Here is an 18,245-nt window from a genome sequence, read left to right on the forward strand (position 1 = left end):
GTGCCAAGAGTTTGTCGGCTATCTGCAATGAATGAGATATGATCTTGATCATATGCACTACGATGTGCCAGCACCTTTTAACCAGCTTCCCGAAGACGCATTCCACCATCATACGGTGCGGCAGGGCATGACCATGTTCCGTCAGGACGACCCCACACGTGGAATGTTCTTCGTCCTGTCAGGAGAGGCTGAACTACGGCGACATACCGAGGCCGGAACCGAAATTGTTCTGCACCGCGCCTCGTCGGGCGAGACCTTTGCGGAGGCATCGCTCTTTGCCGAACGCTATCACTGCGACGCGGTCGCGGTGTCGGATTGCGAAGCTGTTCGGATTGATCGTGATGCGGTGCTGAACCGCATGAAGACGGACGCCGCGTTCTCGATGGACATCGCAGCTCGTTTTGCACGTCAGGTGCAGGCCGGCCGGCGACTGGTCGAACTGCTGAACGTGCGCAGTGCGCGCGAGCGGGTTCACATGGCACTGGCCGATGGCATGCTGACCGGCAATGTGATCGCATTTGCACGGCGTATCGGGCTGACGCAGGAAGCCACCTACCGCGCGCTGGCGGCACTGGTGCGGTCCGGTGTGGTTCGTAAGACGGCGCGGGGCCGCTACGAACCGTACAGCAGCGCCCATATTAGCAGTAGTCCCATACCCGCCAGCACGTCGTAGAGCGCGCAGAGCGGGATATACCAACGGGGAACGGCATGCCCGAAGGCGGGCGAATGGTGGAGCCAATCCCAAACGCCGTGGGCAATGTAGCCGATGGCGATCCACCAAGGTGAAATGGCGAGTGCGACCATTGCACCGAGCGCGAATACCAACGCAACTATCACTTCGATGGCGATGACCGAGAGACGACCGTCGATCGCGGCAAACCCCACATAAACCCCACCGATCAGCGCGAGAACGCCCGCCGCAAAGTTCTGCGACCAGGCCAGCGGAAGCATCACATGGACCGGCAGGCTGACCATCGCGAGAAACCCGGCGATGGGAAGTGGATGCCTTTCGAGGGCTGTCACGTTCACAGCACGAGGTTCTTCAGCAGCGTCCAGCTGCCCATAACCATCATCATCAGGTTCTCGGTCAACGAGACGAAGCCCAGTGGGACTTTGCTGCCGCCACCGACGCAGGCGCATTTGATCTCGCGCTTGTCGATGTAGACGGCCTTGAACACCGAGACCGCACCAATGGTGCCGATAAACAGCGCGACAGGTGCCGAAAGCCACCACAGCGCTCCAGCAACCATGAGGATACCCGCACCCGCTTCGGCAAAGGGATAGACATAACCGTACGGAATCCAACGTTTGGCCAGCAGATCGTAGTTCAGGAACATGGTCGAAAACTGCTCCACGTCCTGCAACTTCTGGATCGCCAGCACGCACATGGAGATCGCGATGAACCACTCGAAGGCGCGCAGCGTGAACAGATGCTGGTAGGCGAACCAGCTCAGACCCAGTGCCATGAAGGCCGCGACCGCGAAGATGGCAATGACGGGCTGGTAGCTCGTCTCGTCCTTGCTCTTCACCTCCTGCCCGAAGTGCTTGCGCAGCGCGTCGTAGCCGCCGATGCGCTCATCGCCGATCCAGATTTGCGGTGTCGTTTCGACGTCATGCTTTTCCTTGAACGTATCCGTCTGTTCTCTGGACGTGAGCAGGTTGTCGTCGACTGCAAAGCCCTTACGCTCCAGCAGATCCTTGGCCTTCAACCCGTAGGGACAGGTGTGCTTGTCGGTATCCATTCTGAAGAGGGTGGCGGTGGTGGTGCTCATGTCGTGTCGTTCCTGGATTCCTTGCCCTGTCAGAAATTCCGGCAGGTTCGACCTATCGCTACGGGTTCCAGCTACGGAAAGGTCAAGCCAAGAATCGAGTTCGTAAAATTGCTTGACCTTCCCGTAGCTGGAACCCCTATTCCGGTGTCTCGGAACGGAAGGCACGGAGGTCGGAGTGAATATCAAGGACGCAGCGCAAGCATGCGGTTTGCCGCCCAAAACCGTGCGCTATTATGAGGAAATTGGTCTCGTGACGGCGGGTCGCGCAGCGAATGGCTACCGCGCTTACGATGAGCGCGATGTGCATAGTTTGCGGTTCGTCCAGCGCGCGCGAAGCCTTGGCTTTACTATCGAGGAATGTCGGCAGCTTCTGTCGCTCTACCGCGATGACAGTCGCGCCAGTGCCGATGTGAAGGCGCTGGCATTGGGCAAGATCGCAGAGGTAGAAACCAAGATCGCGGAACTCGTCTCTATGAAGACGACGCTCTCTGCTTTGGCCAAATCATGCAATGGCGATCAGCGCCAGGACTGTCCGATCATCGATGACCTTGCGAAAGACCCTGAATGATGGCGCGGATTCTGCTGATCGTAGTCGGTGTTCTCGCCGCCGTCACGCTCGCGATATTCTCGTGGATGCAGTCCATGCATCGCGGTGGCGACAGCATGGGAATGGGAGACATGATGGGCGCGAGTGAATCGATGGTCGGTGTTACGGTGCCCGTTCTCTCGGGGTTGGCAGCGAGCGGAGAAAAACTCTTCACGACCAATTGCGCCGCGTGTCACGGTACAAATGCGGCAGGCAATGACGGTGCCGGGCCTCCGCTCGTTCACATCATCTACGAACCGTCCCATCACGGCGACATGGCCTTCCAGCTTGCTGTCAAGAACGGTGTACGCCAGCACCATTGGCCCTACGGCAACATGCCGCCGATCGCCGGTGTGAGCGAAGCGGATACGGCGGCCATCACCGCCTATGTTCGTACTCTACAACGCGCCAATGGCATCGATTGAATCGGAGAATGATAATGATGAGAACTCTTTTGGCAGCCACGATCTGCCTTTCGACCGCAGCATCTGCTCTTGCACACTCACCGTTAAAAATGACGGTGCCGGCAGATGGAGCGGAACTGGCGAGTCCGCCGAAGACGATCACCATGCAGTTCGGTAAATCTGCACGGCTGACGAAGGTGACGGTCAAGCAGGAGAAGGCATCGGACCCTGTCCGACTGGATCTGCCCACCAAATCCTTTGCCCGTGCCTTCGAGATGGACGGCATACCGAAAGCCGCCGGTTCCTACCTCGTTCGCTGGCGGGCGCTCGGCAAGGATGGTCACGTACTGAAGGGTTCCTTCGGTTACACAGTCGCACCGCGCTAGATCCTGTGCCTTTCGATATCACCTTGTGGCAGGCGTTCGCACTGTTGGCGAAAGTGCTCGTCTATGCGGGGAGCAGCCTCGCCATGGGGACGTTGATGTTTCGGCTGTTCGTGGAGCGTGCGCAATCTCATCATCAACCCGGGTTCATCATCACCGCGGCACTGATCGCCTTGATCGCTGGCGGTGCGCAGATCTTGATACAGAGCGGCCGACTGATGGACGACGGGATGGCCGGTGTCATGGATACCGAGATATGGTCGCTCGTTGCCGGCACACCGCTTGGCACCAGTGTCGGCCTTCGCTCTCTAGGGTTGATGCTGCTGATCATCGGGACGCTGCGTCTCGCGTCGCTGTGGCCGTTGGCTGCCGTCGGGGTGGTGGCGACGGCGCTCTCCTTTCCGATGGTGGGGCACGCGACGAATGATCCGTCATGGTGGCTCACGGTTCTGATTACAGTGCATGTCCTCTGCCTCGCGTTCTGGATCGGCGGGCTGCTGCCGTTGCACCGTGCTGCTTCGGCCAGTCCCGCGCCCGAAGCTGGCAGGCTTGCCCATAGGTTCGGGCAACAGGCCATGTGGGCGGTGGCCGTGCTTACCGTCGCTGGCGGGTGGACCGCCTACACGCTCGTCGGTTCGTTCCAGAACCTCGTCGGCACGACCTACGGCCAGGTGCTGCTTGTAAAACTCGGGACGGTCGCACTGCTTCTTGGACTGGCCGCGCTCAACAAATTGCGTCTGGTGCCGGCGCTTTCCGCAGGCGATCCGACCGCCGGGCCTGCCTTACAGACGTCCATCCGGTTCGAGGCCGTTGCCTTTATTGCAATCTTCGCGCTCACCGCAATTCTCACCACAGTCCTGTCGCTGCCCACAGCGATGGAAGGAACCTGACATGATGCATCGCCGCGCCTTCATCGCGTCCGTGCTGGCTGCTGCCGCAACGCCAGCATTGCCACGCCTCTCGCTCGCCAAGGTGGGCGATGGGGTTTTCGAATTACGCGCTTCGGTGACGCAGCACGCTCTCGCGGGCGGCGACCACGCGTCCTCCGATCTGTGGCTCTACAACGGCGAAACACCCGGCCCGATCATCCGCGTGACGCAAGGCGAACGCGTCCGCGTACGCTTTGTCAATGACCTTGCGGAGCCAACGTCGGTTCACTGGCACGGCATCCGTATCGAAAACGCGATGGATGGCGTGTCCGGTCTTACGCAGCAGCCGGTGCCGCCCGGTGGTTCGTTCGACTACGATTTCACGGTGCCGGACGCTGGAACATTTTGGTATCACGCGCACAACAAAAGCTGGAGCCATGTTGCGCGCGGCCTCTACGGCCCACTGATCGTGGACGAGCCGACCCCGACCTTCGACAGCAACCGTGACCTGACACTCGTTCTTGATGATTGGCGCTTGGGTCAGGACGGCGCGTTGCACGACGCTAGTCTCGGCGCATTCATGGACTGGAGCCACGCCGGCAGGCTCGGCAACTGGATGACGGTGAACGGGCAATCGTCGCCGCGCTTCGACCTTGCCACAGGCAAAGCGCACCGCATCCGGCTTATCAACGCCGCAAATGCCCGTGTCTTCCAGATCGACCCGAGTGCATTGGGTGCAAAGCTGATCGGTCTCGACGGTTTCGTCTTCGACGCGCCGCGTTCGATCGACGGGCCGATCGCGTTTGCCCCCGCGCAACGGATGGACTTGTTGGTGCAGCGCCAGGAGCAAGGGAGCTTCGCGCTCATCGATACGGGTGACTTCGCGCTGCAGCAGATGTCTGAAGCTGAGCCCGTGCCACTTGCGACATTCGAGTTCGCTGGCGGTGCGGCAAAGCTTGAGATGGCACCGATCCTGAGCCCCAACGCTATCGCCGAACCAGACATTCAGGGCGCCATGCGTGTTCCGCTCATATTGACCGGCGGCGCCATGGGGCGCGCAGGTGCCATGACCTACAATGGCGAACCGCTGACCCGTCCAGTGATGATGGAGCACCAGCAGGTCTGGGCCTTCAATGGTGCGGCCAACATGACGACCGATCCCATGTTCGCGGCCAGGCGAGGCCAGACGATTATCGTGGAAACCATCAACCGCACCGGCTGGGCGCACGCCATGCATGTGCATGGCCACCACTTTCGCGTCATCACTCGTAACGGCCATTCCGTCGAAAACGCCGACTGGCGGGACACCTTCTTCATCGACCGCGATGAAACCGTGGAGATCGCATTTGTTGCCGACAATCCCGGTCGTTGGATGCTGCACTGTCACATGCTCGAACATGCAGCCGCGGGCATGCGAAACTGGTTTTCGGTTGGCGCCAACAGTTAGTGGCCGACATCGGACATTTCCTAGAATGATGGGTGATATTGAAAGCAGACGCTCGTAGGCTGTTTTAATGCCAAACTCATGTGGTCGCTACCGAAGACCGATCCATCACTCGAAGACTGTCAGTGCCAGACCGAGCAGCAAAGCTCTGTTTCTTTCTCCAGTTTTGAGTAGGACCCGTCCCTGATTTGAGCCGCTCCCCATTTTTAGACTACTCTGCTGGTGGAAAGTTAGGTCTCAGGTCACTGACACATGAGCATACAGTCGCTTGACCGGCGCCGATGCCCACTAGGGCGCGACCAGTCCTACCTCACTATGCGAGCCAGTGATGGTAAGAGCGGCAGGCACGAATGCACGATCTTGCCAAGGATTGCAGCGCCGAAGCCATATGCGACCGCGATTTTTCCGAACTGGTCCGGTCTAGTTTCAACGTGTTGCGATATTCCAAGGAGCCATCGTCGGTGCCAGCAACGACTTTTTGAGAGCGACCGCGGGATTGGGCGATACGAGCTTCGCGATTCCTCGATTATAAACGACGACGCATAAGCCTTCTGTGAACCTACTAGCGTACAAAAGGCCGTCGATGTCGACCAGTCCAGAATGGACGAGCTCTGAGAAATACTGGCCCGCTTCGTGGTCCGAATACCGTATGACATCCATCGGCACTCCATGCTTTGCTGCTGCACCTCCGGTCAGGTCGAGAAGGTTCAGCGCCTGTCCCGGCGCCGTTGAGAAATTCACGGCGGACTGTGTATTGTACGTCTTTTTTCTCAGAACTCGATTAGCCTGGATATCGAAACTGTCTCGAATAATTGCCTCGTAGCAAGCTGTCGCAAGCTCCATGGCACCATAGATGACACCGAAAGGCGGCGTAGGAGTAAGGCTTGCTCTCAAAGGGCTGAAACGACTTGTGCTCGCGCCGTATCCAAAGGGGGTTGCAGCGCGGGCAGTCGGCGTGACGCGCACGAAGTTGTTGAGGGGGCGCGTGACCATCATGCCTGCAAATAAATCGGCAACCGCCCGCCTACGCGCTCCGGTGATGACGGCTAGATCTGATGCATTCAACTGAAGTCCCCAAACTCAAAACCTCTCTTCGCCGAACCGAGTTCAGAAAGACAATCTGCCCGTTCCGCTTCGGTTCTAGCATTTCGAAGGCGGTCGATAGGACGCGGGTTTTTATCACCGTAGAACAGGGAACTCGACAAAAACCTCCAGGCCTCGTGATGATCAAATTCAAATATTGCGAGTATGTTTTCAACGCCCGATATGACCATGCCGCCGTCAAATTGATCCTTTGGAATATACAGACCATTCTTGAACAACTTAAAGCCGACTACCTTGTTTGTCTTGACCTGTCGGGTAATCGTGGATTTTGCAACATTGAGTTCACGAGCAGTTTTATCCGCGGTCCAATAATCATCAGAAGGCTTGTCTTCAAATTCTGGAATAGAAATATCGGTAACGCTCTGTGCGAGAGCGGATAAATCTTGCCCCTCAATCGGAGGAAGAGTAGATTCATTCAAAAATAATGTGCCACTCTCTTTATCGACTATTAAGCCGATCAATCGCTCCGAAGTAAACGCTTGTTCTAAAAATTCTACCAAAGCGGGTTCAAGCTGTCCTATGCTATTACGTCGAGCTCCGTCTTGCCCACTCTTAATTGTCCAAACAGTATCTGTGGCGCTCTTTTTTGCCTTAAATTTTTTCACAGCTGTGTTTTGACCGATGATGACAGGGAGATCTATCATTTCCCCCCTAAGTCCTACGCGATCTGGTGAGCCTCCACCGCCGACAAAGATCTGCAGAGCGTGTTCCGGACCCGGTTTATCAAGCTTCGACTGCGCCATAATCGTCTCCTTTGTACCCAATGTAGTATTTTGGTGCAGGTGGTGCAAGCGGTGCATTTAGTGCATAATGGTGAGGATTCGATTTCAGTTTGATGTTGTCACAGTCGAATTTGACCGGGATCGGATCATGACAATCACGAACTCGGGTAACAGGCACCGAAGGAAAACGGGTAATGACAAATCGCGGCGCTCAATGGCTCCGATGGGAGCCACATATCCACGCTCCAGGTACCGTGATGAACGACCACTTCAAAGGGATAACGGCTTGGCCCGACTACCTTACAGCAATCGAGGAAGTTAGCCCTGCATTAAACGTGGTCGCAGTTACCGACTACTACGTCACTGAGACCTACGAACAGGCGCGGCGTCATCAGGAAAACGGTCGACTAAAATCGGTTCAATTGCTGCTTCCCAACGTGGAACTACGCTTGGACGTCGCTGCCAAAAAAGGCTTTGTAAATCTGCATCTCATCGTGTGTCCAGATGACGATAATCACGTCGAGGAGTTAAAGCACTTTCTCAAAAGGCTGACGTTTCGCGCTTTCAACGATACGTATGATTGTAGCGTGGATGATCTCATCAGGCTTGGAAAACGCTCGAATCCGTCGATATCTGATGATCGAGCAGCTTTGAAGGCTGGCGCTGAGCAGTTCAAGGTTGGTTTCAACGCTCTGCGAGATGCCTACCGTGACAGTGCTTGAGCAAATTCGAATATTCTGGTGGCTGTCGCTGGTGGGTCTGGAGATGGCACGCCCGGCCTGCGTGCGGCCTCTGACAAAACGATGCGTGAAGAGATAGAGTCCTTCGCGCATATCATCTTTGCCAGCAGCCCAAATCAGAGAGAATTCTGGTTGGGCAACGGATCTGTGGCCGCGACGGATCTTCAAGCGCGTTATGGCGGTTTGAAACCGTGCCTACATGGTAGCGACGCTCACAAATCTGATGACGTGGGAGAGGTTCACGACGATCGATTCTCTTGGATCAAAGGCGCTGCGACCTTCGACACTCTACGTCAGGCTTGCATCGATCCTGCCGGCCGAACTCATATTGGACCGAAGCCACCGGGAGCAGCCATGCCATCTCGGGTGGTCGATACTATCACAATCGAAGGTGCCGATTGGCTAGAGGTGCTCACTGTAAAGCTGAACTCTGGGTTAGTCACCGTGATTGGGTCCCGTGGATCCGGCAAGACTGCTTTGGCCGACATCATCGCCATGGGTTGCGACGCCTTGCCCAACGAAACCGAATCGGGCGATCAAGATGCAATCAGTTCATCGTTTCTGGCTCGGGCACGCCCCTTAATCGGGGAGGCCCGAGTTACATTGACATGGGGCGGCGGCGAACAAACTAGCCGCGCTCTTGACGGCTTGGATTCCGAATTTTCGTCCGCCCACCCGCGTGCGCGTTATTTGTCACAACGCTTCGTGGAAGATCTCGGCTCATCTGCACAAGGTCCATCCGATGATCTTATCGCGGAAATCGAACGCGTGATCTTCGATGCCCATAATGAAGAGTCCCGGGACGGCGCGATCAATTTCCGCGAACTGCGGCACCGTAAAATCGACCGCTACCATCAGCAAAAGGAACGAGAAGCCCAGTCTCTCTCCCAAACATCAAAGCAGATCGGTGAAGAGCACGAAAAGCAGCAGCTGGTTCCCGCACTCGCGAGGCGTCTCGAAGACAAAATTAAAGTCATCAACGGGTACCAGGACGATGTCTCGAAACTCGTCATTCCTAACTCCGAAATGGCTATGGCTCGCCACGCCGAATTGACGAAAGCCATTCAGTCCAAATTATCAGCCATCGAACAGCTGAGAAGCCAAAAACGAGCGCTCGACACCCTGCAAGACGAGGTCGGCAACATGCGCGCATCCCGTGCGCCTGAATTGCTGCGCCAGACACAGTCTCGCATTGGCGACACCGGGTTGTCCGATGAACAATGGGAGGACTTCCTTCTTGATTACAAAGGACCGGTCGACGAACGTATTCCAAATTACGCCAAGTTTTTTGATCGTCGAATCAAGGAAATTCAGGGACCGCCCGTTTCTCCCCCTAGTGATGGCAGATCACTTCTGGACGAAAATGCTGATCTTTCGAAGACCTCACTTGCTGTCCTGGAATATGAGATCGGTCGCCTGGCGGGTTTGTTGAAAACCGACACACTCGCCCGGGACCGGTTCAAAGCGCTCACCAAACGAATTGGAGAAGAAGAACGTGAGAAAGGCAAGATTTCTGCACGGTTGGTCGATGCCCAAGCTGCAGGCGACCGACGAAAAGGACTAAATGCCGAACGAGACGCTGCATTTCAAAAAATAATCGCAGCTGTCTTGGCTGAAGAAGACGCTCTTCCAGATCTGTATAAACCACTGCAAGACCGGCTCGACGCTTCGACCGGTACACTCAGGAAACTCCAGTTTTCGGTCCACAGGCGTGCGGATATCGAAAGATGGGCCGGTTTCGCGGAAAAGGAGCTGCTCGATCTCCGCGGCGGTAAGTTTGCGCGCACTGGCACACTCACTGAAATCGCAAGTGATGGATTGAAGGCGGCTTGGGAGAGAGGGACGGCTCGCGAGATCGAGACCGCTATGCAAACCTTCATCGTCGACCACTACAGAGATCTACTGTCCTACGCGCCCGTCGACCCCAATGACCAAGATGCCTATCGGACCTGGCTCAATCGGTTTGCACAGTGGCTTTTCAGCACCGATCATTTGTCGGTCCAATACGGCATATCCTATGATGGCGTCGATATTGCAAAACTGTCCCCAGGCACGCGGGGCATCGTTTTGCTCCTGCTCTATCTCGCCCTAGACGACGGCGATGACCGACCGCTCATCATTGACCAGCCCGAAGAAAACCTCGACCCGAAGTCGGTCTATGACGAACTGGTTGGGCTATTTTTGCAGGCAAAAAATCGTCGACAGGTGATTATGGTCACTCACAACGCAAATCTCGTGATCAACACCGACGCAGACCAGATCATTTTGGCGGAAACCAAAGGTTATTCCCCCAGCGGACTGCCACGTATCAGCTATCGCGCCGAAGGTCTGGAAGACCCGGACATGCGAGAAGTGGTCTGTAACATACTCGAAGGTGGCACATTGGCGTTTCAAGAGCGCGCGCGTCGCTTACGTGTTCGATTGCCATGATAGGGGTCGCGCGTGTCGGCCCCTAATGATCCCCGCCTAAAACGGGTCTGGCAACAAGGGGCTGTGCCCATAATTCTACGCCGGGACGGTGCCGGGGAACGGTTGCGCGTAAAACTGCCCTTCGCGGAGGATAACCGGCGATGGCTTCAAAACGGAAGACGCACCAATCCCGCTTGGTCGATGGGATTTAAATGTTGGGAACTTCCCAAAGCTTGGTTCGATGATTTCATCACCCGTGCCTTGCAACGTTATCCAGCTATCTATGTCATTCAGCCCTATCGTGAGTACGAAAAATGTTCCGACGCCTGCATGAACGCCAAGGGACACGAGTGTCAGTGCTCCTGCATGGGTGCTAATCATGGAGCTGGTAATGACGGCAGCTGGTTCGAAGTCAGCGAGACCTTTGCCACTCGATGGGGGCAAAGAGAACTCGCCTGCCGCCTTATGACTGCGAGGCAGGATGGGGGATCTCGGACAGATCTAGATCCTACTCGCCATTAGACCATACTGATAAGGTCAGGCCGTAAGACGATATGGGTTCCTTCTGCTTCGGCGTGATCCTCTCCCCACTGGTCAAGATTTTCAACGCATGATCGGATTTCCACCGGCTCGAACCGTTTGGAACGAAAGATGACAGGATCGTCTGGGACCCGTTGCATATAGACTCGCGCACAGAAACTGACAGTTGCCCCTGCAAAAGAGCAGGTGTTGTAGTAAAGTCCAATCGCGTCATCACTCTCGATCTGATCCCCAATATCGAGCTCTAAATAGCCAGAGGTCGCTTGGTCCAACAGCAGACCGACAGCAACCTGGGCATCCCGGGTATTCCGTGCGTCATCGAGCGTAAACTCTTCACGTGCATCGACCCCAGCCAACCCGATCAGTTTCCGCCAGCCCTCAAAGAAATCAAGAAGCTGCGGTAAATGCGAAGTATCAGGCCCAGTCAGCGGTCCCGTCACCGGAAATTGCATCGTTTCACCGGACGCAGGTGTGATGGCTAAGATCCCTTCACCGCTGGCCATGTTCGAAAGCCCGCGCGTCAGTTTGCACCATGCGCTAAGATCACGCTTGTCCACCTCGAAATTGCCGGTCGTCTTAAAGCTCATGCCATCATCGCTGAAAATAACCTCAAACTCCCGATGTTTGAGCACTGATCGCGGTCCCGGCATCGTTGAAGGTGAGACATGCAAGCTCACAACGAATACAGCAGCTTCGATAAGGGGATTCGCTACTTTCATGGCAACGCGCCATGTTCCGATGAGTGGCGGCGTGAGAAACACATGATCGATTTCATCGAACAACGACCTGCCGTATGGAATGGCTATTCAAAAGCGAGCGTCGAAAACCTTCATCGCCTCAGTTCGGATGGGCTCTAATCCGAGGTAAATGCGCCCCAGTTGATTTTCGTCTTCAAGCCTGAATGCGACCTGTCCTACCAGTTCCGCGTCTTCGTATCCCAGTTCCTGCAACTGGCGTTGTTTATCAACGATATAAGCGCTGTGGTCGCTGCCTAGTTCGGCTTCGATCGCCTCACGAAGCCCTTCCCCGGTCAATTTGAAAGCACGTCCAACTTTTTTGTAATCAAACGACAGTGTCTGTTTTGCGATGTTGGGATCGTCTTGCGCTTCGGCTTGGCGCAAACGCCTTAAAACGCGTTTCAGCTGCTTACCGATAAGGGAGATGATGTAGCCACGCTTTGGTTCACCATCCGTCTCCAGGACAAGGACGATGATGAGCGACGGTTCAGACCTTTTTGCAAACAGTTCGAGCGTTGATATTTTGACACCAATACGAGTCCCGCCCTTTTTTGCAGTTGTTTTGACCTGCACATTGCTGGACCATTCCAACCGTTGATCAAGCGACCCAGACAGTGCAATGCTCCCCCGCGCAGGCTGGACCACGTAGTCCCAGCCCTTCTGATCAATACCGCTTTTGTTGGCGACAAGCCGCCCGACAGCCGCAAGACCCTGAAATAGACTTTCGCCTATGTTACCTAGTTCATCAGCAGGCAGTACTGCTCGCTTGGGAGAACGTCGGATTTTCTTTGCCATGGGCCACTCACTCGATTTGACCATCTTGGGTTTGTTGAAATATAGCCAGCCGTGTGGGAAAGCAGCGCTGATCGCACAAGCGGTATATCTCTTAATTGCATCATATAGCGTGGTTATTTGGTGATCCGACAGGCTTCGTCACGCCCTTTTAAATCCTTCCGAACTGATGACCATCATCTTGCAGTCGAAGCGGCCGTTGCCCGCGTCCATCGCGCCGAAGATTTCCGCGTTCTCGTTGTCATTAGTCTCGCGCGATACGGTACGCCTCGCTTCAACGCTCTTAAACGCCACCTCGACGTCTCACAGCGCATGCTCGGCTGACACTAAAGGGGTTGGTACGCTATGGTCTGATGAAGCGGACATACCATCCAACGATCCCGCCGAAGGTCGAACACGAACATACTGCGATGGATCAGTCGTTCCGAGAGCCTGTCGTCGCGCTCTGCGATTGGGCGCTCGTCAATGTTCCAAACATCGATGAAGCGCGCAAGGAGTAAGAGGGCGCTGCTGCAACCCGTACCATCTGATCGCCAATTCGGACTTAGCCAACGCAAAAACCGGGGTATGACCACTTCCCGCCCAATTCGCCAGTGGCAAAAATATTAGGTCGGCAGACCTTGAATGTCCGCTCTCGGCGCAGAGAGGCTGTTCTCGAATGTCTGGAATGGGCGCATAGCCGATATTCGATAAGAGCATGCCTAGTGCATCAGGCCACCCCGTTCGCGGCTGTCTACAACTACCTGGATAAGGCGACGCAAGTCGCGGATCGAACCACCAGGCCAGTGCTGTTTGAGCAGTCCTTGCTCGGTGCCATCGAGCGGACGCGCCCAATCGCAATTCTGTCCGCGTGCTTCGTATTCGGCGATCAGCAGTTGTGGTGCTAACAGATCAAGGTGGTCGGACGCAGGATACGGACAGTCCAGACGCTGAAGCCGGTTGAGAAGCGGGCTGGAAATCCCATCGACTTCGTTGGCGGTGAACACCCAATTCAAGGCGGATAGGTTCAAAGGCGTTGCGAGATAGGGATCAAGGAACGCTTTCGATCGCCGCGGTTCAAGAAGTCCAAGCAACTTCACGCGTGCATCGCCGTTGCGACGCGACCCGCCAAGCTTTTCCAACTCATCCACGATGATCGCCGGGTTCGCGATCCGGTGTTCCATGATCAAGTCCAAGTGAATGCCCGGTGCCGCAGTCCCCCAGCGGCGATCGACGCCGAAGATGTTAGCATCACTCGACCCAACTGCATCCCATGTGACCGAAGGCAAGTCGAACGCTGCCACCAGCTCCTCCGCCAGCGTGGTCTTACCGGACCCAGGCGGACCAATGAGGAGGATCGGGGGTATGCGAACGGTCTCATGGCGCGCGACAGCGTTGAGGATGACATCGATGATGTTCGACAGGTGTGGAAGCAGTGCAGTCAGATGCTGCCGGATTGGAACGAGGTCTGGAGTTCGAACAAGCGGAAGAGCCACACCGGCGAGTTCTTCCCGAAAGACCTTCAGGTCGTCCTTCATCTCCCTCGTGCCGGACACGGGAACGCTGTCGAGGACGACCAGTGCCGGTTTTGTAAGACCAGAATTCAACGCACCGTCCTCTGGACCAGACGACGGAACGGACCGCTTCATGGAACGCGTCCCAGGCACGCTGATGGACGCATCCGACGCGGAGCGATCTCCGGCAGTTTCGTTTTGCCCTTGGACGGTCCCGCTCTGTTTGCTCTCTTCTTCGATATTGCGAACCACTTGGTTTTGCGGAACGCTACGCGAACCTGAGTTCTGGTTAGCATCCGCAACGAAGACCTCACCGTCGGCCGGTTTTCTACAGTCCGCAATCACGCGCTGCTCCGCTCGATCGCATTCGTCCGCCACCAACTGCAGAAGCCGTTCCATTGTGCGCATGCGCTGTTCAACGATCGGAACTGTCGGGCGCTGGCGTTTCAGATGGTCTAGTGTTCTAATTAGGACCTTGGCGTCGGACAAAGCCTCCGTTCGGGATGGAAATGATCTGTCGCTTGCTTCTTCATCCACCAAGTCACCCGACCGCTTTTCTGAAACTCCAGTCGGTTCGTCGACACGCGGTTCTGCGGCGAACACGTCCCACCACCATGTCTCAACGCACCGGGTCATGTCGGAGAGAAGATCTGTTCGAGCTTGGGAAGCTAGATCGCCCATCTCTCTGGCCAAAGCAGACACGCTGTATCTCATGACATCGAATGAATCGGCGAGAAGAGGCGTCCCTATGCAGCCAACCGACGCCCGCAATACCGTCAGGGCGACACGGGCGTGCTCGAATGCGAGCTCGTGAAGCGTCTCCGGCTCCCGATCGAAGTCGACCGACCGCGGATTGATCGTTCCCAACACCATTTCTGCGCGAATGGTCAGACGGTTCAGCACATCGCGTGTCCGATGGCGTATCGACACGTCATGCAGAACGATATCACCAAGATGAGCGAGCGATGCGCTGTCATGGATCACAGCCAACCCAAACAGGTGGTCCGCGATCATCAGCGCCAGCTCAGGGTCGGTTCGACATTCCCATTCCTCGAAATCCTCATTGATGTCCGGCCGGTTGCTCTTCACCAGCGCCGCAATGATCTCGGGAAGTGGTCCATTCCCAAACCGGACGGGCGTCACCGGCAGGCCGGTGAGCAGGCTGACGAGAACCGGCAGGTCAGCCAAACGGTTCTCGCAGGACGACAGTGATGCCTCGATGATTACGCTGTGCTCAGCCGCGTGACCAGTTTGCGAGGGGGCTAACATATCCTCATCAGATGAGGCCAACGCGAGGGACGACTTAAATCGCCTAGTCCGCAAGAGAACATCTTCGAAGGCGGCGGAAAGCTTATGCAGGCGGGGATGGCCAAGCTGAAGGAAGCTGCGATCTTTATCAACGAGCAACGCCGCAACGTCTGGGAAAGCGGTTTTGAACGTCTGTTGATCTGCCAATTCACGGAATTCAAAGTGAGCCGCAACTGATTGCGGCTGATTTCCGTGAAGCGTTTTTTGACGGGCCCTGACATCAACTTTCGATCTGCGGGTCCGCGGCAGCTGACCTATCGGAAGCGTGCCATTCGTCATGTTCGTAGGCCGCTCTGAGCGCCTGAATGAGTTCCTACGCATCTTCGCCACCATCGAACCCGTTGTTAGGAGAACTGTTGCAAGAACCTTCGAGAAGGAGGTGGTGGTCTTTGTTGACCTGTTTTGCCGCCTTTACGTTCGCAGCTTCTTCAGTTGTCAGGCCTCCAGAGCGGACCAACCAATCCGCCACGAGCTTCGCGGCTAAATTTCCGAGACGCACATGTTCGAGCAGCAACGCCGCCAGCGAACGCGGGATCGGTTGACCGGCCCAGCCGAATAGCCGTCCGTAGATAAAGCAGAGTGCAACCACCGGCGCAGGGTCCGCCCATATGCCGATGGCGCAGTTCGCCAGAGACCGGGGCTCATGTCGAGCTTCAGCCAAGGGCGGAGGGTCGGCGGGTAGGGGCATATCAGCAGGCGGGACATAGACTGTGATGCCGCGACCGTCCGCTGTCTGTGCATCGAACGTATGTCCGATCTCAACCTCTTCCACGTAGCGCGGCGGAGGCAGATCGTCCAAGGACGTCGGGAAGGCAGGGTAGCCGTTGATATTGATGATGTTTCTGCTCGACGGGGTTTTGGGAGTGTTCGACATTTTATTTTTGCTTTCAAATACGGCTCCACCTTTCCTATATCGCGACGGACATCGGAGGCGAACGAGAGAAAATAGGGTGATCGAGATCAGCAGGGTCCGGACGCTCTGCGACGCGCGTCAGACTTGGAACGAGATAGACCGGCTCAAAATCTACGCGTGCAGACCGTTTTGATGGACTGGTAACTTCACGAGCCGGTCGAGTTTTTCCGAGTGCGGCAGCACCTTTCGTATACGAGGTGCTGCCGTCCCAAGGATTGAGACCGGCTAGTCGGGGCAAGCAAAACTCGCCCATTCTTGCCGGTCGCTTCGGCTAGCTGCGCTGGTTCTCTCCACGAGAAACGTCCAATGCGTTGCGCAGCAACTCCAGCATCATGATGTTTCCGGAGCGGAACTTCACGACAGACGACAACAACAGCCGCGCCGTATGGTCGTCGATCGCCGTATCCGGCTGACCGGCGAAGCCCGATTCCATGAAGGCCGTGAGCGTCTCCAGCAAGACCGGCCACAAACCGTGGGCCGTGCGTTCTGTGAGGCAGTCTTCGAGTTCGCGCATGATTTCATCCACGCCGCGTACACCAAGGGCCTCGTCGAAGGTACCTCCCGAAACCTGCAGTCCGAAGCGAAAGCCGCTCTTGCCATAGTGATCGGCTACGATCGCCGTGACGCATGTCACGTCGAGGATATTGTTCCAGTCGAGCCAGGAAGCGAGGCTAAGCTCGATACCTTTCAACCTCGTCGATGTGCGAGAAGCCTGGCCGTGGTCCGATGGTCCTTGACCGCGTTTGCTTTCGATTGCCATCACGTGTCCTGTCCGGCGGTCGATCGCGATGATGTCCACGTTACGAACGCGCGCCTTCGCAAACTCCTCTGGCGAGTAGGACTGCGGCTTCACCTTGTCGCCTTTCCCAGCCTTCAAATGACGCTTAGCTGTCGCAATCGCGCGCTGCGGGACCGGGATCGGAACTTCGGTCAGCACGATCATGTCCGGGTGCGTGTCGATTGCACCCGCCATTGTATCGCTCAACACCGGGCCGCAACGTTTTGGAATGGCAAACGCTGTCGAGGCGAAGTCAGATGCCGCACCCAATACCGGATCCATCGGCAGGTCACGATCGACCGATGCCTGCACGATCGCCGAAGCCATAGTGGTCACGTAGTTGCGAACGAGGCCTGCCGCGGAGAGGTAGCGACGATCGTCTGCTCCGAACTCGGTGTCGAGACCCTGCGCCTGCAAGGCAGAGGTGATCTTGCCGTGCAGCCTTTCTGCAATCAGCGTGCCACCAAGGCGATGCGCAATCTCGTCGGCCCGCAGGTCAGCACAGTCGATCGTGATCGGGGGAGGACCCATGCCATCGTCGGGGTAATCATCGAAACTCGCATTGAGAGAGGCGCAGGCATTGTCGCGTAAATTGGTGGTGCAGTTGCTCTGCTCGGGTGCATTTCGGGTTGCAGCAGCGCTATCTGCATCGGTATCCGCGATGCTCGTCACTGCGCCCACGCCATCCGGCATGACCGTCGAGCGGTACAACCCATTGCCGAGGTTCGGCAGCACCGATCCGTAGGTCACGGGAGACTTCTGCGCCACATCGCCGATAGACAGCTTGGTGTTGCGGGCGGTGTTCTTATTCACGTTCTTCATGGTCTTTATCCTTTTTCGACCTGCCGCTCGGAACATCCGAGGGGCGAAAAAGGAGGCCACGGGTCTGAAAGAACAGATCGCCATCCTCGTCGAACGAAAAGTTCGAAGAAGGGAAGACGACGCTTTCGCGACGTGTGCTTTTTGGGTATCCGTGCTCCAGGCCCGGCGACCTCCACTGCGTTGTCCGGGTTTAGGTCGGGGAAGAGGCTGTAACCTCTATCCTCGGCCGCATTTGCGACCGCCTAATCCAGACAATAAGATTATCTCACACCCTGCGATGTGCTGCCATCGTGTTTTGCGGTTTTGGTTAATTTTTAGAACGGTGAATACACTCTGCCGTTGCAGGGTGAACGGCAAGCGAGCCGCCCCCAGAACCCGGCAATAAGCACGACGGTCCAACGCCGGATTTCTTCCGACCTATTTAGAAAC

General features: G+C 56.4%; 16 protein-coding genes and 1 pseudogene. 8 read left to right on the forward strand and 9 right to left on the reverse strand.

Annotated features, from left to right (window positions below; translation table 11 throughout):
• Positions 1 to 31: 31 nt before the first annotated feature.
• Positions 32 to 673 carry a Crp/Fnr family transcriptional regulator gene (locus R2A130_RS00180; protein ID WP_009462692.1) on the forward strand — a complete coding sequence of 214 codons (642 nt, stop codon included), beginning with the start codon at positions 32 to 34 and terminating at the stop codon, positions 671 to 673.
• On the opposite strand, the gene R2A130_RS00185 is transcribed toward R2A130_RS00180, so the two are convergent.
• Both R2A130_RS00185 and R2A130_RS00190 read right to left on the reverse strand, forming a co-directional pair.
• Complete coding sequence (locus tag R2A130_RS00185) at positions 613 to 1,029, reverse strand: hypothetical protein (RefSeq protein WP_040304298.1); 417 nt, start codon at positions 1,027 to 1,029, stop codon at positions 613 to 615. The genes R2A130_RS00180 and R2A130_RS00185 overlap by 61 nt on opposite strands.
• On the reverse strand, positions 1,026 to 1,772 hold the full coding sequence (locus R2A130_RS00190) for a glutaredoxin family protein (protein WP_009462694.1): 747 nt from the start codon (positions 1,770 to 1,772) through the stop codon (positions 1,026 to 1,028). The genes R2A130_RS00185 and R2A130_RS00190 overlap by 4 nt, the downstream gene beginning before the upstream one ends.
• Positions 1,773 to 1,947: 175 nt before the next feature.
• Here R2A130_RS00190 and cueR point away from each other — a divergent pair, with 175 nt between their 5' ends.
• The 5 genes from cueR to R2A130_RS00215 are packed head-to-tail and all read left to right on the forward strand — an operon-like array spanning position 1,948 to position 5,461.
• Positions 1,948 to 2,340, forward strand: coding sequence for a Cu(I)-responsive transcriptional regulator (gene cueR / locus R2A130_RS00195; protein WP_009462696.1), 393 nt, complete (start codon positions 1,948 to 1,950; stop codon positions 2,338 to 2,340).
• Positions 2,337 to 2,783, forward strand: a complete 447-nt coding sequence (locus tag R2A130_RS00200) for a cytochrome c (RefSeq protein ID WP_009462698.1) — start codon at positions 2,337 to 2,339, stop codon at positions 2,781 to 2,783. Before cueR ends, R2A130_RS00200 begins: the two co-directional genes overlap by 4 nt.
• A 14-nt stretch (positions 2,784 to 2,797) precedes the next feature.
• Positions 2,798 to 3,148 carry a copper resistance CopC family protein gene (locus R2A130_RS00205; RefSeq protein WP_009462700.1) on the forward strand — a complete coding sequence of 117 codons (351 nt, stop codon included), beginning with the start codon at positions 2,798 to 2,800 and terminating at the stop codon, positions 3,146 to 3,148.
• A 5-nt stretch (positions 3,149 to 3,153) separates the two neighbouring features.
• A complete protein-coding gene (locus tag R2A130_RS00210; RefSeq protein WP_009462702.1) occupies positions 3,154 to 4,035 on the forward strand; it encodes a copper resistance D family protein in 882 nt (293 codons plus the stop codon).
• Position 4,036: 1 nt separating this feature from the next.
• Positions 4,037 to 5,461 (forward strand): multicopper oxidase family protein, encoded by a 1,425-nt coding sequence (locus R2A130_RS00215; protein ID WP_009462704.1) that lies wholly within the window; start codon positions 4,037 to 4,039, stop codon positions 5,459 to 5,461.
• Between the two features lie 423 nt (positions 5,462 to 5,884).
• On the opposite strand, the gene R2A130_RS00220 is transcribed toward R2A130_RS00215, so the two are convergent.
• Together R2A130_RS00220 and R2A130_RS00225 are read right to left on the reverse strand one after the other, a co-directional pair.
• Positions 5,885 to 6,523, reverse strand: coding sequence for an RES family NAD+ phosphorylase (locus R2A130_RS00220; protein ID WP_040304300.1), 639 nt, complete (start codon positions 6,521 to 6,523; stop codon positions 5,885 to 5,887).
• Entirely contained in the window at positions 6,520 to 7,305 is a 786-nt protein-coding gene (locus R2A130_RS00225) for a hypothetical protein (RefSeq protein ID WP_156798342.1), read from the reverse strand. The genes R2A130_RS00220 and R2A130_RS00225 overlap by 4 nt, the downstream gene beginning before the upstream one ends.
• 173 nt (positions 7,306 to 7,478) lie before the next feature.
• On the opposite strand from R2A130_RS00225, the pseudogene R2A130_RS18865 reads away from it, so the two are divergent.
• Positions 7,479 to 10,454, forward strand: a pseudogene (locus R2A130_RS18865) (TrlF family AAA-like ATPase).
• Positions 10,455 to 10,951: 497 nt separating this feature from the next.
• Here the strand turns inward: R2A130_RS18865 and R2A130_RS00235 are convergent.
• Both R2A130_RS00235 and R2A130_RS00240 read right to left on the reverse strand, forming a co-directional pair.
• Positions 10,952 to 11,755 carry a hypothetical protein gene (locus tag R2A130_RS00235; RefSeq protein WP_009462713.1) on the reverse strand — a complete coding sequence of 268 codons (804 nt, stop codon included), beginning with the start codon at positions 11,753 to 11,755 and terminating at the stop codon, positions 10,952 to 10,954.
• 24 nt (positions 11,756 to 11,779) lie between these two features.
• Positions 11,780 to 12,505, reverse strand: coding sequence for a hypothetical protein (locus R2A130_RS00240; protein ID WP_009462715.1), 726 nt, complete (start codon positions 12,503 to 12,505; stop codon positions 11,780 to 11,782).
• A 332-nt stretch (positions 12,506 to 12,837) separates the two neighbouring features.
• On the opposite strand from R2A130_RS00240, the gene R2A130_RS19105 reads away from it, so the two are divergent.
• Entirely contained in the window at positions 12,838 to 13,002 is a 165-nt protein-coding gene (locus R2A130_RS19105; RefSeq protein WP_371179338.1) for a winged helix-turn-helix transcriptional regulator, read from the forward strand.
• Positions 13,003 to 13,203: 201 nt separating this feature from the next.
• Here R2A130_RS19105 and R2A130_RS00245 read toward each other — a convergent pair whose 3' ends face one another.
• The 3 genes from R2A130_RS00245 to R2A130_RS00255 form a co-directional block, all read right to left on the reverse strand.
• Positions 13,204 to 15,264, reverse strand: coding sequence for an AAA family ATPase (locus R2A130_RS00245; RefSeq protein WP_040304303.1), 2,061 nt, complete (start codon positions 15,262 to 15,264; stop codon positions 13,204 to 13,206).
• Between the two features lie 352 nt (positions 15,265 to 15,616).
• Positions 15,617 to 16,177 (reverse strand): hypothetical protein, encoded by a 561-nt coding sequence (locus tag R2A130_RS00250; protein WP_009462725.1) that lies wholly within the window; start codon positions 16,175 to 16,177, stop codon positions 15,617 to 15,619.
• Between the two features lie 310 nt (positions 16,178 to 16,487).
• A complete protein-coding gene (locus tag R2A130_RS00255; protein WP_009462727.1) occupies positions 16,488 to 17,816 on the reverse strand; it encodes a hypothetical protein in 1,329 nt (442 codons plus the stop codon).
• Positions 17,817 to 18,245: the final 429 nt, after the last annotated feature.

The sequence above is a fragment of the Ahrensia sp. R2A130 genome (assembly GCF_000179775.1).
Lineage (GTDB): Bacteria > Pseudomonadota > Alphaproteobacteria > Rhizobiales > Rhizobiaceae > Pseudahrensia.

Bases quoted from the DNA above. Each gene is read 5' to 3' on its own strand.
- R2A130_RS00225 (WP_156798342.1), bottom strand. From the start codon at position 7,305: ATGGCGCAGTCGAAGCTTGATAAACCGGGTCCGGAACACGCTCTGCAG.
- R2A130_RS00205 (WP_009462700.1), top strand. From the start codon at position 2,798: ATGATGAGAACTCTTTTGGCAGCCACGATCTGCCTTTCGACCGCAGCA.
- R2A130_RS00255 (WP_009462727.1), bottom strand. From the start codon at position 17,816: ATGAAGAACGTGAATAAGAACACCGCCCGCAACACCAAGCTGTCTATC.
- R2A130_RS00200 (WP_009462698.1), top strand. From the start codon at position 2,337: ATGATGGCGCGGATTCTGCTGATCGTAGTCGGTGTTCTCGCCGCCGTC.
- R2A130_RS00180 (WP_009462692.1), top strand. From the start codon at position 32: ATGAGATATGATCTTGATCATATGCACTACGATGTGCCAGCACCTTTT.
- R2A130_RS00240 (WP_009462715.1), bottom strand. From the start codon at position 12,505: ATGGCAAAGAAAATCCGACGTTCTCCCAAGCGAGCAGTACTGCCTGCT.
- R2A130_RS00245 (WP_040304303.1), bottom strand. From the start codon at position 15,264: ATGTTAGCCCCCTCGCAAACTGGTCACGCGGCTGAGCACAGCGTAATC.
- R2A130_RS00250 (WP_009462725.1), bottom strand. From the start codon at position 16,177: ATGTCGAACACTCCCAAAACCCCGTCGAGCAGAAACATCATCAATATC.
- R2A130_RS00215 (WP_009462704.1), top strand. From the start codon at position 4,037: ATGATGCATCGCCGCGCCTTCATCGCGTCCGTGCTGGCTGCTGCCGCA.
- R2A130_RS00190 (WP_009462694.1), bottom strand. From the start codon at position 1,772: ATGAGCACCACCACCGCCACCCTCTTCAGAATGGATACCGACAAGCAC.